The following is a 16,754-nucleotide window of genomic DNA, read 5'->3' as shown; positions in this document are numbered from 1 at the left end:
CCCAGTTCCGCCGTCTGAGGATCATGCACCGTCAGAACTGGGCTCCTGCCTTCGCAGGAGCACGTCTCTCTAAACGATCTCCATCACATCGTCCGGCGCCAACAACGGCAACAACCGCAGCATATCCGCCCTTTCCACCGCCACGCACCCCGCCGTGGGACGACCCTCGAAAAGATGAAAGAAGATCGCACTCCCCCGCCCCAGCACCGGCGGCGAGTCATTATGCCCCAGCACCACGATCACATCATAGGCATCATCGCCCCGCAGCAGATTTTCCGCCGAGAAAGCACGCGGCAGATGCACCGGCCGGTTATAGGCCGGATCGGCCACATCATCCGACCAGCCATCCCCCTCCCGCACCCAGCGCCACGGCAAGCGGATACCCGCCGCCTCCACCTTGCCCGGCCGCAGCAATACGCCCCGGATCGGCCAGACGCCCAGCGGCGTGCAGCCATCCCCTTCCCGCTTGTCCGCAGCCGCACAAGAACCGCCCCGACCGATCGTGCAGGACATCTCGATCTCACCGAAGGACAGACGCCCCGCGCCCGTATCGACGCGGACAATGCTCACAACTGATGCCCGGTCCGGTCCCGCTTGGTCGCCAGATAGCGCTCATTATGCGGATTGGCGGGCAGGATGATCGGCAGCCGCTCCGCCACCTTGATTCCCGCCGCTTCCAGCCCGGCGACCTTGTTCGGATTGTTGGTGAGCAGCCGCACCTCTCCCACACCCAGCAGGTCCAGCATCCGCGCCGCCACGGAGAAATCCCGCGCATCGATGGCAAAGCCCAGCCGCACATTGGCGTCAACCGTGTCGAACCCCTGGTCCTGCAAGGCATAGGCGCGCAGCTTGTTGACCAAGCCAATGCCCCGCCCCTCCTGCCGGAGATAGAGCAAGATGCCCCAGGTCGAATCCGCAATCTGGTGCAGCGCTTCGTGCAATTGCGGCCCGCAATCGCATTTCAGCGACCCCAGCACATCCCCGGTCAGGCATTCGCTGTGCAGCCGGATCACTGGCGGCGAGGAATCGCGCTGGCCGACGATCAGCGCCACATGCTCACGCGGCTCATCAGGGCTGCGGAAGGCGATGATCTCCGCGGTTTCGCTGGCCGATACCGGCAATCTTGCCCGCGTCGCAATATCCAGATGCACGGCATCGTCATAGGCGTCCACATCGGCGGCGCTGACCTCCGCCTCGACATCGCCGTCCACTGTCGCGAAATAGGCAGGCAATATGCCCGCGAGCCGCGCCAACCGCAGCGCCGCCTTGGCCGCCAATGGCGCTGAAAGAGGCTTCGCCATGAACGGACCCTTGAGCGGCGAGGCAAGGTCCAGAACCGGATCGGAAATCGCCGTCGCCACATCGGCGTCGATCCACGGCGCCCGCGCCACCAGCACCGGCATGTCGGGATCGGCCGCCGCGATCTGGTTGGCGAGCTTCAGCGTCTGCGCCCGCGCCGCGGAGATCAATATGTCCGCTTCCGCCCCCGGATCGAATCCGGCAAGCGTCACCGCGTCCGCCCCTTCCACCGCCATCAGCCGCAAGGCGCCGTCGGCGGCCTGCACCCGCACCGGCCAGCCCCGGCGCAGCGCGTCGATGGCGCGAGCGGCGGCGCGCGCGCTCATCAGAAGGCGAACTCGGTGACGATCGGAATATGGTCGGACGGCTTGCCCCAGTTGCGCGCCGGTTCGACCACGCGATGGCTGAGCGCCTTGCCCGCCACATCCTGGGTCATCCACATATGGTCGAGCCGCCGTCCGCGATCCGATTCCGCCCAGTCCTTCGCGCGATAGCTCCACCAGGTATAAAGCCGCTGCGGCGCGGGATAGAAATGGCGGCCTATGTCGACCCAGTCGTTCGACGCCTGCAACCGCGCCAATATCTCGCACTCGACCGGCGTATGGCTGACCACGTTCAGCAATTGCTTGTGGCTCCACACGTCGCATTCCATCGGCGCGATGTTGAAATCGCCGGTCAATATGGTCGGCTTGTCCTCCAACCCAGAGGACCATTGGATCATCCGCTCCAGAAAATCGAGCTTCTGCCCGAATTTCGGATTCACCTCCCGATCCGCCACATCGCCACCGGCAGGCACATAGACATTCTCGATCCTGACGCCATTGTCGAGCCGCACGCCGACATGGCGCGCTTCGCCGTTGGCCTGCCAGTCAAACCGGTCATCCTCATGGATCGGCACCTTGGACATGATCGCCACGCCATGGTGCATCCGCTGACCGTTCAGCACCTGATGAACATAGCCCAGTTGCCGGAACATCGCGGTGGGGAAAATCTCGTTCACCACCTTGGTTTCCTGAAGACAGAGGATGTCGGGCGCTTCCTCGGTCAGAAAGCGTTCCACAATGTCGAGCCGGGCACGAACGCTGTTGATATTCCAGGACGCGATACTGAGTGTCTGAGGCATGGTGATCCACTAAGACCCTCCGCCCTCCCGCGCAAGGGCGGCGGGCCTGCAATCACGCGAGGCGCTATGTGTCGTCATTTGGCCCAGGGTGGAGCGAAAATAGTGGATTTCGAGAACCGGCGCGCAGCGACCTTACAGGTCGTGAGCACCGGAAGCGCAGAAAGCCGCTATTTGCAGCCCTCCGTGGGCCAAATGACGACACATAGCAAAAAGGCCCCCGCTCCGGGGGCATGGAACGGGGGCCTCGATCGCGCCCTTGAAGCGCTTTGCGACGGGAGCGGGGTTCCGGGTAACAGGGGGGAAATCCCGGTTTCGTCTCTCGCCGTGGAGTTCTTTTTAGGGTCCGGGATATGAGCCTCAGATGAACGATTCTGAAAAGTTTTCGGTCCGTCGCACCTGTGGCCCGTTTAGCCGCCCGACGCGCGCCCCTTGGGCCGCGGATCGACCCAGCGGAAGGCGGAATCGGCCACCGCCACGCCATAACGCTGGTTCGACAGCTTCACCGCCGTGCGGTTGTTCTGCGAATCCAGCGCCACCCAACCATAAAGCTGCAAGCCCGCCGGACTGGCCGCGTTGCGTTTGAAGATCATGGTGATGGTGCCATATTCCGGCCGCTTGGGATCGCGCGCCTGAACGCTCAGGATCGTCGGATCGCCGGTCTGGATCACCTTGCCGAACTTCGACAGATCCTTGTTCGGGTCGATCAGCGCGCCCAACGGCGAATTGCCGATCGGCCAGCGCTGCACCTGCCGCACCTCATAGTCGATCATCGTCAGCGCCTTGCCGTCGCCCACGATCAGCAGCGGCACGCCCTTCTGATACTGGAAGCGGATCTTGCCCGGCTGCTTGATGGTGAGCTGGCCGGTCAGCGTCTGGCCGTTGCGGTCGGTCTGGGCGAAATCGGCGGTCATGGTGGTGACGGCGCGGATATAGGCGTTGACCTTCGACAGATCGGACTGATCCGCCTGTGCGGACGCCGGCATCATGGGCGCCGCGAAAGGTACGGCAACCAGCGTCAGGGCAGCCAACGTCAGAGTGGAGGGCGCAAGGATGCGCTTCATGCAATCATCTCCGGTTGTTCAGGATGAGGAAGTCTAGGTGGCAGGGCTTGAACCCGCTGTGAACCCGTTCGTTCCTTTCATGCAACGAATCGGCCATCTGCTTCAACGGTGGGCCTGAGGGCCGGTTTGGCGAATGGTGGACTGCCGGACGCAACGTGCTCCTGCGAAGGCAGGAGCCCAGTTCTTAGGGAGCAATGATACACAAACGGCAGGACTGGGCTCCTGCCTTCGCAGGAGCGCGTTGCGCTTAACGGCGGCTAACGCCACCCAGCCCTTGCATCTTATCAGTAAATGAGAACGGCAAGGGGGAGAGCGGCGCGACCGCTCAATCCCCCTCTGCTCCCGCTTCGCCAGTGCCGGTTTTTCCGGCGGCCCCTCTCCCAATTTATTTTTTAGGCGCTGCGGTAAGCGGCTTCTGCTTAGCCGGGCGGGGTGACAAAAAAAAGGCTGATCCGAAGACCAGCCTGAAAGTTTTTAGGAGAGGATGCCTGAAAGGCAGGTCCCTCTTCGGCCAAATCACGCTTCGCTGCAAATGCGAAGAACCGAAGGACGATTGCACGAAACGCAATCAGCCTTGGAAATCAGCGATTTCTGCGGGCCGGGGCATGTTTTACGACCCCACAAAAGCGCAAACGGTCACGCAAAATCCCGTTTCAGAGCGAAATGGGCAGTGACTTTTTCGCATCAGACAAATGAAATTTATTCGTGAGCAATGGTCTTTGTTCGTGGGATGTCGCCTTCATAACGCGAATTGGGTGGTTTCAGGACATTCCCCCTCCCGCGGGCGGGAGGGGGCTAGGGGGTGGGCTGGCGCGACATCAGTGTTAATTTTCAACGGCTAAGCTGGAAGCTCGCTGCGCTCGCACCCACCCCTAACCCCTCCCGCTTGCGGGAGGGGAATGTCTTGGATTGGCCATTCTGGCCAATCCTCACCCCGCCTAAAGCGGATTGCCGCTTTCGTCGCGCAACACTTCGCGGCGGCCAACATGGTTCGGCGGACCTACCAGCCCCTGCTCCTCCATCTGCTCGATCAGGCGGGCGGCGCTGTTGTAGCCAATGCGCAATTGCCGCTGGAGCCAACTGGTCGAGGCCTTCTGATTCTCGAACACCAACTGGCAGGCCTTGCGGAAGAGCTGCGCGTCGGGGCTGTCGTCGCCCAGATCGACGCCGTCCAGCGCGAAGCTGCCTTCCTCCGGTTCCTCGGTGACGGCGGCGATATAGTCGGGCTGTCCCTGGGCGCGCCAGTGATCCGCCACCACGCGCACTTCATCGTCCGACACGAAGGGACCATGGACGCGCATCAGCCCCTTGCCGCCATGCATGTAGAGCATGTCGCCCTTGCCCAATAGCTGCTCCGCGCCCTGTTCGCCCAGGATCGTGCGGCTGTCGATCTTCGACGTCACGAAGAAGCTGATGCGGGTCGGGAGGTTCGCCTTGATGACGCCGGTGATGACGTCGACCGACGGCCGCTGCGTCGCCAGGATCAGGTGGATGCCCGCCGCACGCGCCTTCTGAGCCAGCCGCTGGATCAGGAATTCGACTTCCTTGCCCGCCGTCATCATCAGGTCGGCCAGCTCGTCGACCACCACCACGATCTGAGGCAGCGGCTGGAAATCGAGCTGCTCCTCCTCATAGATCGGCTTGCCGGTCTCGGGATCGTAGCCAGTCTGCACGCGGCGGCCCAAGGGCTTTCCCTTGGCCTTCGCGGCGCGGACCTTCTCATTATAATTGGCCAGGTTGCGGACGGAGATCGACGCCATCATGCGATAGCGGTCCTCCATCTGCTCCACCGCCCATTTGAGGGCGCGGATCGCCTTGGCGGGCTCGGTCACGACCGGCGAGAGCAGATGCGGAATGTCGTCATAGGTCGACAATTCCAGCATCTTCGGATCGATCATGATCAGCCGCAACTGATCCGGCGTCATGCGGTAGAGCAGCGACAGGATCATGGCGTTCAAGCCCACCGACTTGCCCGAACCCGTCGTACCGGCGATCAGCAGATGTGGCATGGGGGCAAGGTCAGCGATGATCGGCTCACCCGAGATATTCTTGCCCAGGATGATCGGCAGCGTCGCTTCCTGCATGAACTGCTCGGAGGTAATGAGTTCGCGGAAGGACACGCCCTCGCGATTGGCGTTGGGCAGTTCGATGCCGATCACCGTGCGGCCCGGAATCGTCGCCACGCGGGCGGAAAGCGCCGACATGTTGCGCGCAATGTCGTCGGCCAGCGCGATCACCCGGCTCGCCTTGATGCCCGGCGCGGGTTCCAGCTCATACATGGTGACGACCGGGCCGGGGCGGACCTCGACGATATTGCCCTTCACATGGAAGTCGTCGAGCACTGATTCCAGCAAGCGCGCATTGCGCTCCAGCGCGGCCTTGTCGATCTTCTGCCCCTGGCTGGCGGGAATCGGATTCAGCAGGTCGGGCGAGGGCAGGGAACTGTTGCCGAACAGGTCGTCCTGGCTGACCGGCGCCATGGGGCGCTGCGCCGGGGCGGGCTTGGGCGTCTGGATGTTGATCGGCGGCTTGGGTTCGTTGGTGACGGTCTTGCGTGGCGCGGCGATGCGCTCGACAACCTCATCCTCATCATCGAAGGGATCGGCCACAGCCCCGCCGCCGGGCAGGGCGAAAGCGGGCTTGGGCAGGCTGAGACGCGGCAGCGAAGGCCGACGCAACGCGATGATCGGCTTTTCCAGCGCCAGGCTGCGATACCAGAGGACAGCGCCCCCGATCAGCGTCAGCACGACCAGGATTCCTGTAATCCAGCTCTGCGCGGCGGGCGCCTGCGCGGCCAGGCTCATGACGCCCCGCGCCGTCACCAGCGCGATGATGCCGCCCCATCCGGCGGGCAGGCCGACCAGCGGATTGGTCTGGAACAGCGCCAGCGCTATGCCGAGCAGCGCGATGCCGGCGAAGCATTTGCCGAACTGCGCCTTCCACCCGCTCATGTCCTGATCGCCCCACAGCCGCCGCGCCGTGATCGCCATCAGCGGCAGCACCAGCGCCACCGGCACGCCGAACAGCCAGAGCAGGAAATCGGCAATCCAGGCGCCGGGCGCCTGCATGATATTCTGCACATGGTCGCCCGCCACCGTGTTCATCGACGGGTCGCTCGGCTGATAGCTGAGCAGCGCCAGCGCCAGGAACAGGGTCGCCAGGATCAACGCGATCGATCCGATCAGCGCGCCGCTGCGGATCAGGCTGCGTTTCAGCATTTCGCGCCATTCCGGCGTGCGTTTGGCTCCGCGGCTGACAGCCATGGTAAGTCCTTGTCCCCTAAATGTTCCGTCCGGCACAATGCGCCGGGCGGGGAGTCCCCGTCAAGAGTCCGGCCCCTCGGCTCGTCCCGTCGACTCCGTAACATTCCTTATGTCGATGCGGGGCGACCCAGCGCAAAAGTCCGGCGAAAGGAGACTTCGCCATGATCGCCACGCTCTATCCCATCCTTGTTGTCGTTGCGCTGGGGGCTTTCACCGCCGTACTGCTGGGCGTCAGCGTGCAGGATGCGCTGAAGCAAGAGCGCTGAGCGCTTCGCCGTCGACGCGCTGCACCGTCCATTCGTCCATCGGCCGCGCCCCCAGCGAACGATAGAAGGCGATGGACGGCTCGTTCCAGTCCAGCACCCACCATTCCAGCCGGGCGCAATCCCGCTCCAGCGCCAGTTGCGCGAGGCGGGAGAGCAGCGCTTTGCCAGCGCCCAGGCCCCGCGCTTCGGGGATGACGAACAAATCCTCCAGATAAATTCCCGGCCGCCCCTCGAAGGTTGAGAAATTGTGGAAGAAAAGCGCAAAGCCGATGGCCTGGCCGTCATTTTCCGCGATCAGCACCTCGGCCATTGGGCGCGGGCCGAAGAGATATTTCTCCAGCGTGGCCCGGTCGGCCTTCACCTCATGCGACAGCTTTTCATAGTCGGCCAGAGCAAGGATGAAGTCGTGAATCGCCCCGATGTCGGCGGGAGCGGCCTCGCGGATGGTGACGGACATGCTTTTCCTTTCAGGCGACGGACGGTTCGACATGAGGCGGCTCGGCTGAACCGGCGCGGGACGCGATCAGGCAGCCGACCACGATCAGCAGCGCGCCGACCACCGTGGTCAGGGTCAAGCGGTCGCCAAAAGCCAGCCAGCCGATGATCGCCGCCCAGACGAAGGCGGTATATTCCACCGGAATCAACACCTGCGCCTCCGCCCGCGCATAGGCCCAGGCGAGCGCGGCGAGCGAGGTGAATGCAAGGGTCGCGGCAAGGACGATCAGCGCCCAGGACCGGACCTCAGGCACGACCGGCATCCATCCCGCGCCGCCGGCAAAGAGCGTGAACACGCCCAGCATGACGATATGCTGGAAGAAGGCGACCTCGATGGGCGAAGCCAGTTGCGCCTGTTGCCGCTGGAGGATGAGGTTCCAGGCGAACAATACCGCCGAAACCAGCACCGCGCCCGCGCCCAGCAGCGCATTCGCGTCATAATCGCCCCGCAACCGCCCGGACAGGATGATGGCGACCCCGACCAACCCCAGCAGCGACGCGCCGATGGCCTGCCGCCCGATCCTTTCCTTCAACAGTAGCGCGGCAAGATAGAGCGCGACCAGCGGCGCGATGAAGGACAGGGCAATGGCTTCGGCCAACGGCAACCGCATGATCGCCCAAAAGAACAGGCTGGCCATCGCCGCCACGACTGCCCCGCGCAGCATATGCAGCCGCAGCACCGCCGGGCCCGGCCAGCGCTGCCGCGTCAGCAGCATCAGCGCCAGCCCCAACAGGCTGCCCGCCGCGGCGCGCCAGAACAATGCGTTGAACAGGCCGATGGAAAGGCTCAATCCCTTCATCGCCGCATCCATCACGGAAAACAGCGCCACCCCCAGGCAGCAGACAGCAAAGGGGAGGGCGAGGGAACGGCGTGCCTGCATGGAAGGAAAGCGGCTTACTCCGCCGCTTCCGCCTTGCCGGCGTCGGTGGTGGCCGCCTCGATCTCCGCCGCCTTGGCTTCGACAAGGTTCACGATATGATCGATCATCCCTTCGTCCTGAATCGTATGATCGGTCAGGCCGGAGAGATAGACCATATGCTTGCCCGCGCCGCCGCCGGTCAGGCCGATGTCGGTTTCCCGCGCTTCGCCGGGGCCGTTCACCACGCAGCCGAGTACAGAGAGCGAGAGCGGCGTATGGATATGCTGGAGCCGTTCCTCCAGCGCCTGCACCGTGCGGATCACGTCGAAACCCTGGCGCGCGCAACTGGGGCAGGAAATGACCTTCACGCCCCGCGTGCGGATGCCGAGCGACTTCAATATCTCATAGCCGACCCGCACTTCCTCTTCCGGTTCGGCAGACAGGGAGACGCGGATCGTGTCGCCAATCCCGGCCCAAAGCAGGTTGCCGATACCGATGGAACTTTTCACCGTGCCGCCGATCAAGCCGCCCGCCTCGGTAATGCCCAGGTGCAGCGGGCAATCCACCGCTTCGGCCAGTTGCATATAGGCGGCGACCGCTAGGAAGACGTCGCTGGCTTTCACCGCCACCTTATAGTCGTGGAAATCCTGGTCCTGGAGCAGCTTGATATGATCGAGCGCGCTTTCGACCAGCGCTTCGGGACAAGGCTCGCCATATTTTTCGAGCAAGTCCTTTTCGAGCGACCCGGCATTGACGCCGATACGGATCGAGCAGCCATTGGCCTTGGCCGCGTCGACCACTTCCTTCACCCGCGCCTCGCTGCCGATATTGCCCGGATTGATGCGCAGGCAGGCCGCGCCCGCATCGGCGGCTTCCAGCGCCCGCTTATAGTGGAAATGAATGTCCGCGACGATCGGCACGCGGGCGGCGCGGACGATCTGCTTGAGCGCGGCGGTCGACGCCTCGTCAGGGCAGGAGACGCGGATAATGTCCACGCCCACTTCCTCGCAGCGGCGGATCTGGTCGACGGTCGCCTTGACGTCATGGGTCGGCGTGTTGGTCATGGTCTGCACCGTGACCGGGGCGCCGCCGCCGACGGGAACATTGCCGACCATGATCTGGCGACACTCTCGACGAGCGATGTCGCGCCAGGGGCGCAGGCCGGGATTATGGTCGGACATGAAAAAGGGGCTCCGTGATGATGGAGCCCCTATAGGGATTATTGGATCAAGTTAGAAGCGCGCGGTGAGCGAAGCGCCAATCTGGTCCGCATTGCCGCTGGTTTGCGACAGGGTGGTCGCCGTCACCGTCGCGGGCGCGGGATAATAGCTGTCCGGGCGGATGATATTCGCCTTTTCCACGAAATTATGGGCATAGCTCAGGTTCAGCGCAAAGGCGGGCGAGATATTGTAGGTCGCGCCGGCCGACAACCAGGTGCGGTCGCCATCGGGCACGCGGGTCGTCAGATGCTGCGGATTGGTGGGCGAGCGGTCGAACATCGTGCCAGCGCGCAGGGTCAGAGCCGGGCTGACGTCAACTTCGCCGCCCAGGCTGACGCTGTAGCTGTCCTTGTAATCCAGTTCCTTGTTGCTGGTGCCGGCAGCGGAGGTGATGGCGATGCCCCTGAACTTCGACCAATTGTACCAGCGGGCGCTGATCATGGCGCGCAGCTTCGGCGTCAGGCGATGCATGAAGCCGACCGTCACGATGTCGGGCAGGTTGAGCGGCGCGGACGCGTCCAGCTCGCCATTGGCGGCGGCGATCGGACCCAGCAGGCCGGAAATGCTCTGCGTGCCGGTCAGCTTGTGCTTGATGCCGGAGCGGTAGGAGACGCCGACATTGGTGGCGCCGTTGGTGTAGAACAGCCCCGCATTCCAGCCGACGGTCCAATCATCGCCCTTCAGCCGGGCGAAGCCGTCCGCCGGGGCCAGGGGCGAAAGCTGGGGTAGGGCGTTGGTCAGCGTCGCCTTCACATATTGCACGTCGACGCCGCCGCCGATCGAGAAATTCTCATTGAGCTTATAGGCGGCGCTGGGCTGGATATTATAGGTTTTGAGGTTGGTGTAGAGCGAGTCATAGCGGCCGAAAAAGCCATCATCATAATCCAGCTTCAATCCGAACGGCGCGTTGACGCCGAGGCCCAGCCACAGCCGGTCGGTCGCCTGCGCCGTCACATAGAAGCTGGGGATGGGAATGACCTTTTCGAACGGTTGGCCGCCGTCATTGCCCGTCACCGGCACCCGCGCGCCGGGCAGGGTCGGAACGGTGCGATAAGTGCCGCGATTGGCCTGATGCGCCGACGCCATCAGCGCGATGCCGCCGATCGAGGTCTGGACGCCCGACAATTCCGTCATCGCGGCGGGATTGAAGTAAATGGTGGACGGATCATCCGCTGCCGCGCCCGCACCGGCCAGCGCCCGGCCGGTTTCCTTGGGCGACTGTTCCTGCAGGTAGAAGCCGCCCGCAAAAGCCGGAACGGGCGCTGCCAATGCGCCTGACAGCAAGAGACTGGCGATGATAGGGCGACGCGAAGGCATATGATTCCTCTCCTGAAACTCGACCAAGGCAAAATGGCTTTCGCCAGAGAATGATCCCCTGTGAGCCACGCTGTTATCAGCATTATGGTTAAATATTCGTTCGGAAAGCCCTAATTTGCACGGGTTTCCGTGGACTCTCCGGTCGGATCGGGCAGCGACGTTACGGCAGGAAGCGAAAATCGCGCTCTCGATTAGGGCAAAAAAAAGCCGCCCCGGAGGACGGCTTGAAAGTTTTAGGAGAGGATGCCTGAAAGGCCTTTTCCTTTTGCAGTGCAGCGATGATTTCCGCAAATGCGAAAAGCTGATGCTCGATTGCGTTTCATGCAATCGTCATGCTTTTGCCTGATTTCCGTAAAGGAAATAGGGCGCCCCTTCCTGGCATTTTACCCTTTAGTTCGGCCTTCCAACGGATGATTCAAGGCCGAATCACGCCCGAATCGCCCAATTGCGCGTCGATGACCGCGATCAGGCGCTGCAATGAGCGCGCATCCTTCGCCTCTGCCCGCACGACCAGCGAATCCTGGGTATTGGAGGCGCGCAGCAACCACCAACCGTCAGCGGTGGTGACCCGCAAACCATCGGTTTGATCGACGGTCGCGCCAGCGGCCAGCAACCGGGCACGCACCTCCTCCACCACGGCGAATTTGCGGCTTTCTTCCACGGGAAAACGGATTTCCGGCGTATTGGCCATTTCGGGCATCTCATCGCGCAGATCGGTGACGCTCCGGCGGAGCCGGGTCAAACCCCGGATCAGACGCACCGCGGCATAAAGCCCATCGTCGAAACCATAATAATCGTCCGCGAAGAAGATGTGGCCGGTCATCTCCCCGCCCAGCGGAGCGGCAATCTCCTTCATTTTGGACTTGATGAGGCTGTGGCCGGTCTTCCACATCAGCGGCTGGCCGCCCAGCGCGGCAATGCGGTCGAACAAGGCCTGGCTGGCCTTCACATCCGCGACGATCACGGCGTTCGGGCGATCCTTCAGCACCAGTTCCGCGAAGATGCCGAGCAGTTGATCGCCCCAGATCGTCCGGCCCTTGCCGTCGACCACGCCGATCCGGTCGCCGTCGCCGTCGAAAGCCACTCCGAAATCGAGCTTCTTCGAGCGGACAAGCGCTTTCAGGTCCGCCAGATTCGCCTCGACAGTAGGATCGGGGTGATGATGGGGAAAATGTCCGTCTATCTGGGTGAAAAGCACATGATGCTCACCTGGCAGGAGCTTGACGAGCTTGTCCACCACCGGGCCGGCGGCGCCGTTGCCCGCGTCCCAGCCAATGCGCCAGGCGGCGCCGTCGAACCGCTCCACCAGCCGGGCGGCATAGCGGTCCATGATGGCGACGGTCTCGACCCGGCCGCCACCATCGCTCCAGTCGCCCGCCGCCGCCATGGCGCCCAGCTTCGCAATGTCCTCGCCAAAAAAGGCGCTATGCTGAAGCACCAGCTTGAAGCCATTATGATCGGCGGGATTATGGCTGCCGGTTATCTGAATGCCGCCGTCCACATCGAGGACCGCTTCGGCATAATAGAGCATGGGCGTCGGGCCCAGGCCTATGCGGACGACATCCACGCCGGAATCCTGAAGGCCCTGGACGACCGCCTGTTCCAGCGCCGGGGAACTCAGCCGCCCGTCATAGCCGACCGCGACCCTTGATCCGCCTGCTCGCCTGACGCCCGCCTGCCTTACGATCGTCCCAAAGCTGCGCCCGACCGCATAGGCATCCGCCTCGCCCAGGGTCTGGCCAACCACTCCGCGAATGTCATATTCGCGCAGGAGCGTGGGATGAAAGCGATGGGCCATGGCATCCTCTCCCCTTGGCTTTAGTGGCGCTGCGCACTTTCCTTGATCAGCAGGTCGCGGGCCGCATTGATCTGGGCCGCCAGCGCTTCGGTGCCGCCCTTATCCGGATGGACCGACGCGATGAGGCGGCGATGCGCGGCGCGAATGGCGCGGGCATCGGCATCAGGCCCGACGCCCAGCAGCTTGCGGGCATCGATCACCGCCTGCGGCGGAACGGGTTGCGGGGCGGGCTTGCCCGACTTGGCTTTCGCCTTGCCCGGCTGACTCTTGGCAAAGAAAAACAGCGTAGCGCCCAGCAACAGCGGCGCGCCGAGCAGCGGCTTGCCCTTGGCCGCCATGACCGCGCCGACCAGAGCCGCGCCCAGCGCCATGCCATCCTTTGCGCTCATGCGTTGCAATCGTCCCGTCCAGATAAGCCAGGCCGCAAGCCCGATCAAAGCCAAGGCCAGCAGACCCATCAGGCCGCGCCGAGCAGATCCAGCGGCGCGACCTCATCGCGTGAGGGAAGGGCGAGACCGGACACCATCTCGCGCAGTTCCTGCCGCGCCGCGATATGACTGACGCCCAGTTCGCCCAAATGCCCCTTGTCGAGCAGGGTCAGGCCGGATGGAAACAGCTCGCGGAAGATCACGCGTTCCGAAAGGCCCGGAATCACGCGGAACCCGACGCGGCGGGAAAGCTCCATCAGCGCGTCGCCAACCCGCTTCTTGTTGCGGGCGTCATGATGCTGGACGCGGTTGCGCAGCACCACCCAGTCGATGGTCACGCCATCGGCCTTGGCGCGGGTCTTGCGCGCCTCGAAGATCAGTTCGGAATAGAAGGAAAGGCGCTTCACCTTGAAGGTTTCCGCGTCCACCTGGCCGATCAGGTCGAAATCGACGAAGCTGTCGTTCATCGGCGTCACCAGCGTATTGGCGCGGGCGGCCATGTGGCGGGCATAATCATCGTCGCGGCCGGGCGTGTCGATGACCAGGAAATCCTTGTCCTCGGCCATGGCGGCGGCCTGTTCCTCCAGCGCCTCGACGCTGTCGCCCTTGAACACCGCGAATTCTGGAGTCGGCAGGTCGATGCCGCGGCGGCGCGCGGTGTCGGCGCGATTCTCCATATAGCGGGTGATGGTGCGCTGGCGCGGGTCAAGGTCGATCATGCCGACGCGATGGCCCAATACCGTCAGCGCAATGGCCGTATGCACGGCGGTCGTCGACTTGCCGGTTCCGCCCTTCTCATTGGCGAAGACGATATGGTGCGTTTGGGCGTTCGCCATCGGACCTTTATAACCCCGTTGATTGTCGCATTGTCTGTTGACCGTTCGAACCGGTCGTGCCTTAGCAGGATGTACCCCTGTTGATGCCCTTATCGGAGCCGTTCCTGTCGTGCAAACCCTCCGTGACCTGCCATCGCTGCGCGCCGCCGTCGAGGCGCTGAAAAGCGACGGAAAACCGCTGGCTTTGGTGCCTACCATGGGCGCGCTGCATGACGGGCATATGGCGCTGGTCGAGGAAGCGCGCCGCCATGCCGGGCATGTGGCGGTGTCGATCTTCGTCAATCCCCGGCAATTCGGGGTGAATGAGGATCTGGACGCCTATCCCCGGCGCGAGGCGAAGGACGCGCAGATGCTGCAGGCCGCCGGAGTCGACATCCTCTGGGCGCCGAGCGTCGATGTCATGTATCCGGCGGGCTATGCCACCAACATCTCCGTTTCGGGCGTGACCGAAGGGCTGGACGGCGCGGCGCGGCCGGGCCATTTCGACGGCGTGGCGACGGTGGTGACGAAGCTGTTCAACCAGGTCCGCCCCGACGTCGCCCTGTTCGGGGAGAAGGATTATCAGCAGCTCGCCGTGATCCGGCAGATGGTGCGCGATCTGGACGTTCCGATCGAAATCATCGGCGTGCCGACCCAGCGGGCCGAGGATGGCTTGGCGCTGTCGTCGCGCAACGCCTATCTGACCGAGGAAGAACGCAAGGATGCGCTGGCCCTGCCCCGCGCCCTGGGCGAAGCGGCCCGGCAGATGGAAAAGGGCGCCACCGTCGAGGCCGCTCTCGCCAAGGCGATCGCCCTGTTGGCAGCGCATGGCTTCGACCCGATCGATTATGTGACGCTGTGCGACGCGGTGACGCTGGAGCCGATGACGCTGCTGGACCGTCCGGCACGATTGCTCGGTGCGGCGAAGCTGGGCAAGACCCGACTGATCGACAATATCGCTGTCGATCCGGTCTAAACCCCATCATGCTCCTGCGAAGGCAGGAGCATGCGGCATTGGGTCAGATCATCAAAACGGCTTCACGATCACCGCGATCACGATCACCGCGGCGGCGATTCCCGGAATCTCGTTCAGGAACCGCAATTGCTTCTCCGTCAACGGCCGCAGCCCCTTGGCCAGCTTCTTCGCATAGCCCGCGATCCAGCCATGATAGCCCGACAGGCCCAGCACGAAGAGCAGCTTCAGGTGGAACCAGCCGAAATGCCAGGCGCCGATCTCCACCATCAGCATCAGACCGAAGACCCAGACCAGAATCAGCGACGGGTTCAGGATGATCTTGAGCAACCGCCGCTCCCGGTCGATCCATTTCCTATCCTCTTCGGACCCCACCGGGCATTGCTGGTGATAGACGAAGAAGCGGGGCATCATGAACAGGCCCGCCATCAGGAAGATGACGAAGATGACATGCGCGGCTTTGACCCACAAATAGGCTGCTCCCAGATAAGGCATGGTTCAGTCTCCCGCTATGGCCGCGTCCGGCGCACATAGCTAAGCAGCGCTTCGACATGATCAATGGGGGTGTCGGGAAGGATTCCATGCCCCAGGTTGAAGATATGCGGCCGCCCGGCAAAGGCGGCACGGATATTGTCGACGGCTTCTTCCACCGCCTTGCCGCCGGCGATCAGCGCCAGCGGATCGAGATTCCCCTGTACCGGCAGACCCTGCGGCAGCGCACGGTTCGCCCAGTGCGGATCGACCGTCTCATCGACGCCCACCGCATCGACCCCGGTCCCGGCCGCATAATCGGCCAGTTTCGCGCCCGCGCCCTTGGGGAAGCCAATCACCGGAATCTCCGGATGAATCGCCTTCAGCTTCTCCACGATCCGCCTGTTGGGCTGGATCACCCAGCGTTCGAACTCCAGCGGGGCCAGGCTGCCCGCCCAACTGTCGAAAAGCTGGACCGCCTCCACCCCGGCCTCGATCTGGCCGGAAAGATAGACGACCGTCGCGTCGATGATGGCCTCGACGATCGCGGCAAAGCGTTCGGGCTCCTGATAGGCGAGGCGGCGGGCGGCGCCCTGATCCTTGCTGCCCTGCCCCGCGACCATATAGGTGGCGATGGTCCAGGGGCTGCCTGCGAAGCCCAGGAAGGTCACTTCTGGGTCCAGCGCGGCCTTGACCTGCCGGACCGTCTCATAGACCGCCTCATAGCGGCCGAAATCGGGTTTGAGGGCCGACAACTCCGTCTCGGCCAGGATGGGCGCCAGACGCGGGCCTTCCCCGGCCTCGAACCAAAGATCCTGCCCCATGGCATAGGGCACGATCAAAATGTCGGAAAACAGGATCGCGCCGTCGAAACCGAAACGGCGCAAGGGCTGCAGAGTCACTTCCGCCGCCGCCCCGCTGTCATAGACCAGTTCGAGGAATCCGCCTTTTTCCGCCCGCAAGGCGCGATATTCGGGCAGATAACGGCCCGCCTGACGCATGAGCCACATGGGGGGCACATCGGGGCACGCGCCTTTCAGGACCGAAAGCAATGGCTTGGGCGTTAGGCCATTCGAAAGGCCGGCATCAGATCCCGTCATAAACTCTCTTATATTTAGATTCAAAAGGATGATGGAGATAGTAGGGCGGTTGGCAGCGGGGTTTATGCGCTGTGCCCGGATTTGCCAACAACTTGACTCCTTGAGGTCACTGATTCCGGTCCGAGTCAGTCCCATTATCCCCGTTATCCACAGGCTGTGGATATGAATTTCCATCTGTTGGCGGGCTGTGGACAAGATTCCCGGAATCGAGGAGGGCGATAAGTGCCTGATTTTGCCCGCAAGCTATACCTTGATTTATCCACAG

General features: G+C 63.3%; 15 protein-coding genes. 1 reads left to right on the top strand and 14 read right to left on the bottom strand.

Going from position 1 to position 16,754, the window contains the following annotated elements; genetic code table 11:
• Positions 1-69: 69 nt before the first annotated feature.
• The 12 genes from HUK72_RS12140 to HUK72_RS12085 all read right to left on the bottom strand — a co-directional run bounded on the left by HUK72_RS12140 (position 70) and on the right by HUK72_RS12085 (position 13,966).
• Positions 70-570 (bottom strand): L,D-transpeptidase family protein, encoded by a 501-nt coding sequence (locus HUK72_RS12140; RefSeq protein WP_176596996.1) that lies wholly within the window; start codon positions 568-570, stop codon positions 70-72.
• A complete protein-coding gene (gene ribA, locus HUK72_RS12135; protein ID WP_176596995.1) occupies positions 567-1,625 on the bottom strand; it encodes a GTP cyclohydrolase II in 1,059 nt (352 codons plus the stop codon). The genes HUK72_RS12140 and ribA overlap by 4 nt, the downstream gene beginning before the upstream one ends.
• Positions 1,625-2,422 (bottom strand): exodeoxyribonuclease III, encoded by a 798-nt coding sequence (gene xth / locus HUK72_RS12130; RefSeq protein WP_176596994.1) that lies wholly within the window; start codon positions 2,420-2,422, stop codon positions 1,625-1,627. The genes ribA and xth overlap by 1 nt, the downstream gene beginning before the upstream one ends.
• A gap of 407 nt (positions 2,423-2,829) precedes the next feature.
• A complete protein-coding gene (locus HUK72_RS12125; protein WP_176596993.1) occupies positions 2,830-3,483 on the bottom strand; it encodes an outer membrane lipoprotein carrier protein LolA in 654 nt (217 codons plus the stop codon).
• A gap of 938 nt (positions 3,484-4,421) precedes the next feature.
• Positions 4,422-6,746 (bottom strand): DNA translocase FtsK 4TM domain-containing protein, encoded by a 2,325-nt coding sequence (locus tag HUK72_RS12120; RefSeq protein WP_176596992.1) that lies wholly within the window; start codon positions 6,744-6,746, stop codon positions 4,422-4,424.
• Between the two features lie 231 nt (positions 6,747-6,977).
• Positions 6,978-7,469 carry a GNAT family N-acetyltransferase gene (locus tag HUK72_RS12115; protein ID WP_176596991.1) on the bottom strand — a complete coding sequence of 164 codons (492 nt, stop codon included), beginning with the start codon at positions 7,467-7,469 and terminating at the stop codon, positions 6,978-6,980.
• A 10-nt stretch (positions 7,470-7,479) separates the two neighbouring features.
• A complete protein-coding gene (locus tag HUK72_RS12110; RefSeq protein ID WP_176596990.1) occupies positions 7,480-8,388 on the bottom strand; it encodes a DMT family transporter in 909 nt (302 codons plus the stop codon).
• A gap of 14 nt (positions 8,389-8,402) precedes the next feature.
• Entirely contained in the window at positions 8,403-9,548 is a 1,146-nt protein-coding gene (ispG, locus tag HUK72_RS12105; protein WP_176596989.1) for a flavodoxin-dependent (E)-4-hydroxy-3-methylbut-2-enyl-diphosphate synthase, read from the bottom strand.
• Between the two features lie 51 nt (positions 9,549-9,599).
• A complete protein-coding gene (locus HUK72_RS12100; protein ID WP_176596988.1) occupies positions 9,600-10,904 on the bottom strand; it encodes an OmpP1/FadL family transporter in 1,305 nt (434 codons plus the stop codon).
• Positions 10,905-11,319: 415 nt separating this feature from the next.
• Complete coding sequence (gene pgmG, locus HUK72_RS12095; RefSeq protein ID WP_176596987.1) at positions 11,320-12,702, bottom strand: phosphoglucomutase/phosphomannomutase PgmG; 1,383 nt, start codon at positions 12,700-12,702, stop codon at positions 11,320-11,322.
• A gap of 20 nt (positions 12,703-12,722) precedes the next feature.
• Positions 12,723-13,160 carry a DnaJ domain-containing protein gene (locus tag HUK72_RS12090; RefSeq protein ID WP_176596986.1) on the bottom strand — a complete coding sequence of 146 codons (438 nt, stop codon included), beginning with the start codon at positions 13,158-13,160 and terminating at the stop codon, positions 12,723-12,725.
• Positions 13,160-13,966 (bottom strand): division plane positioning ATPase MipZ, encoded by an 807-nt coding sequence (locus HUK72_RS12085; protein WP_176596985.1) that lies wholly within the window; start codon positions 13,964-13,966, stop codon positions 13,160-13,162. The genes HUK72_RS12090 and HUK72_RS12085 overlap by 1 nt, the downstream gene beginning before the upstream one ends.
• 109 nt (positions 13,967-14,075) lie before the next feature.
• Between HUK72_RS12085 and panC the strand changes: the two genes are divergently transcribed.
• The gene (panC, locus tag HUK72_RS12080) at positions 14,076-14,921 is read left to right on the top strand and encodes a pantoate--beta-alanine ligase (RefSeq protein ID WP_176596984.1); all 846 of its coding nucleotides are present in this window, start codon (positions 14,076-14,078) and stop codon (positions 14,919-14,921) included.
• 51 nt (positions 14,922-14,972) lie between these two features.
• On the opposite strand, the gene HUK72_RS12075 is transcribed toward panC, so the two are convergent.
• Both HUK72_RS12075 and hemE read right to left on the bottom strand, forming a co-directional pair.
• Positions 14,973-15,413 (bottom strand): CopD family protein, encoded by a 441-nt coding sequence (locus HUK72_RS12075; protein WP_176596983.1) that lies wholly within the window; start codon positions 15,411-15,413, stop codon positions 14,973-14,975.
• Positions 15,414-15,427: 14 nt separating this feature from the next.
• Positions 15,428-16,489 (bottom strand): uroporphyrinogen decarboxylase, encoded by a 1,062-nt coding sequence (gene hemE, locus HUK72_RS12070; protein ID WP_176596982.1) that lies wholly within the window; start codon positions 16,487-16,489, stop codon positions 15,428-15,430.
• Positions 16,490-16,754 lie beyond the last annotated feature (265 nt).

This window comes from Sphingobium sp. 15-1, assembly GCF_013375535.1.
GTDB classification, from domain to species: Bacteria; Pseudomonadota; Alphaproteobacteria; order Sphingomonadales; family Sphingomonadaceae; genus Sphingobium; species Sphingobium aromaticivastans.
Note: the sequence above shows the minus strand (reverse complement) of the source record. Positions and strands in the feature narration are given on the sequence as shown.

Bases quoted from the DNA above. Each gene is read 5' to 3' on its own strand.
- HUK72_RS12090 (WP_176596986.1), bottom strand. From the start codon at position 13,160: ATGGGTCTGCTGGCCTTGGCTTTGATCGGGCTTGCGGCCTGGCTTATC.
- pgmG (WP_176596987.1), bottom strand. From the start codon at position 12,702: ATGGCCCATCGCTTTCATCCCACGCTCCTGCGCGAATATGACATTCGC.
- ribA (WP_176596995.1), bottom strand. From the start codon at position 1,625: ATGAGCGCGCGCGCCGCCGCTCGCGCCATCGACGCGCTGCGCCGGGGC.
- HUK72_RS12075 (WP_176596983.1), bottom strand. From the start codon at position 15,413: ATGCCTTATCTGGGAGCAGCCTATTTGTGGGTCAAAGCCGCGCATGTC.
- HUK72_RS12110 (WP_176596990.1), bottom strand. From the start codon at position 8,388: ATGCAGGCACGCCGTTCCCTCGCCCTCCCCTTTGCTGTCTGCTGCCTG.
- hemE (WP_176596982.1), bottom strand. From the start codon at position 16,489: ATGACGGGATCTGATGCCGGCCTTTCGAATGGCCTAACGCCCAAGCCA.
- HUK72_RS12100 (WP_176596988.1), bottom strand. From the start codon at position 10,904: ATGCCTTCGCGTCGCCCTATCATCGCCAGTCTCTTGCTGTCAGGCGCA.
- HUK72_RS12115 (WP_176596991.1), bottom strand. From the start codon at position 7,469: ATGTCCGTCACCATCCGCGAGGCCGCTCCCGCCGACATCGGGGCGATT.
- HUK72_RS12085 (WP_176596985.1), bottom strand. From the start codon at position 13,966: ATGGCGAACGCCCAAACGCACCATATCGTCTTCGCCAATGAGAAGGGC.
- HUK72_RS12120 (WP_176596992.1), bottom strand. From the start codon at position 6,746: ATGGCTGTCAGCCGCGGAGCCAAACGCACGCCGGAATGGCGCGAAATG.
- HUK72_RS12125 (WP_176596993.1), bottom strand. From the start codon at position 3,483: ATGAAGCGCATCCTTGCGCCCTCCACTCTGACGTTGGCTGCCCTGACG.
- xth (WP_176596994.1), bottom strand. From the start codon at position 2,422: ATGCCTCAGACACTCAGTATCGCGTCCTGGAATATCAACAGCGTTCGT.
- ispG (WP_176596989.1), bottom strand. From the start codon at position 9,548: ATGTCCGACCATAATCCCGGCCTGCGCCCCTGGCGCGACATCGCTCGT.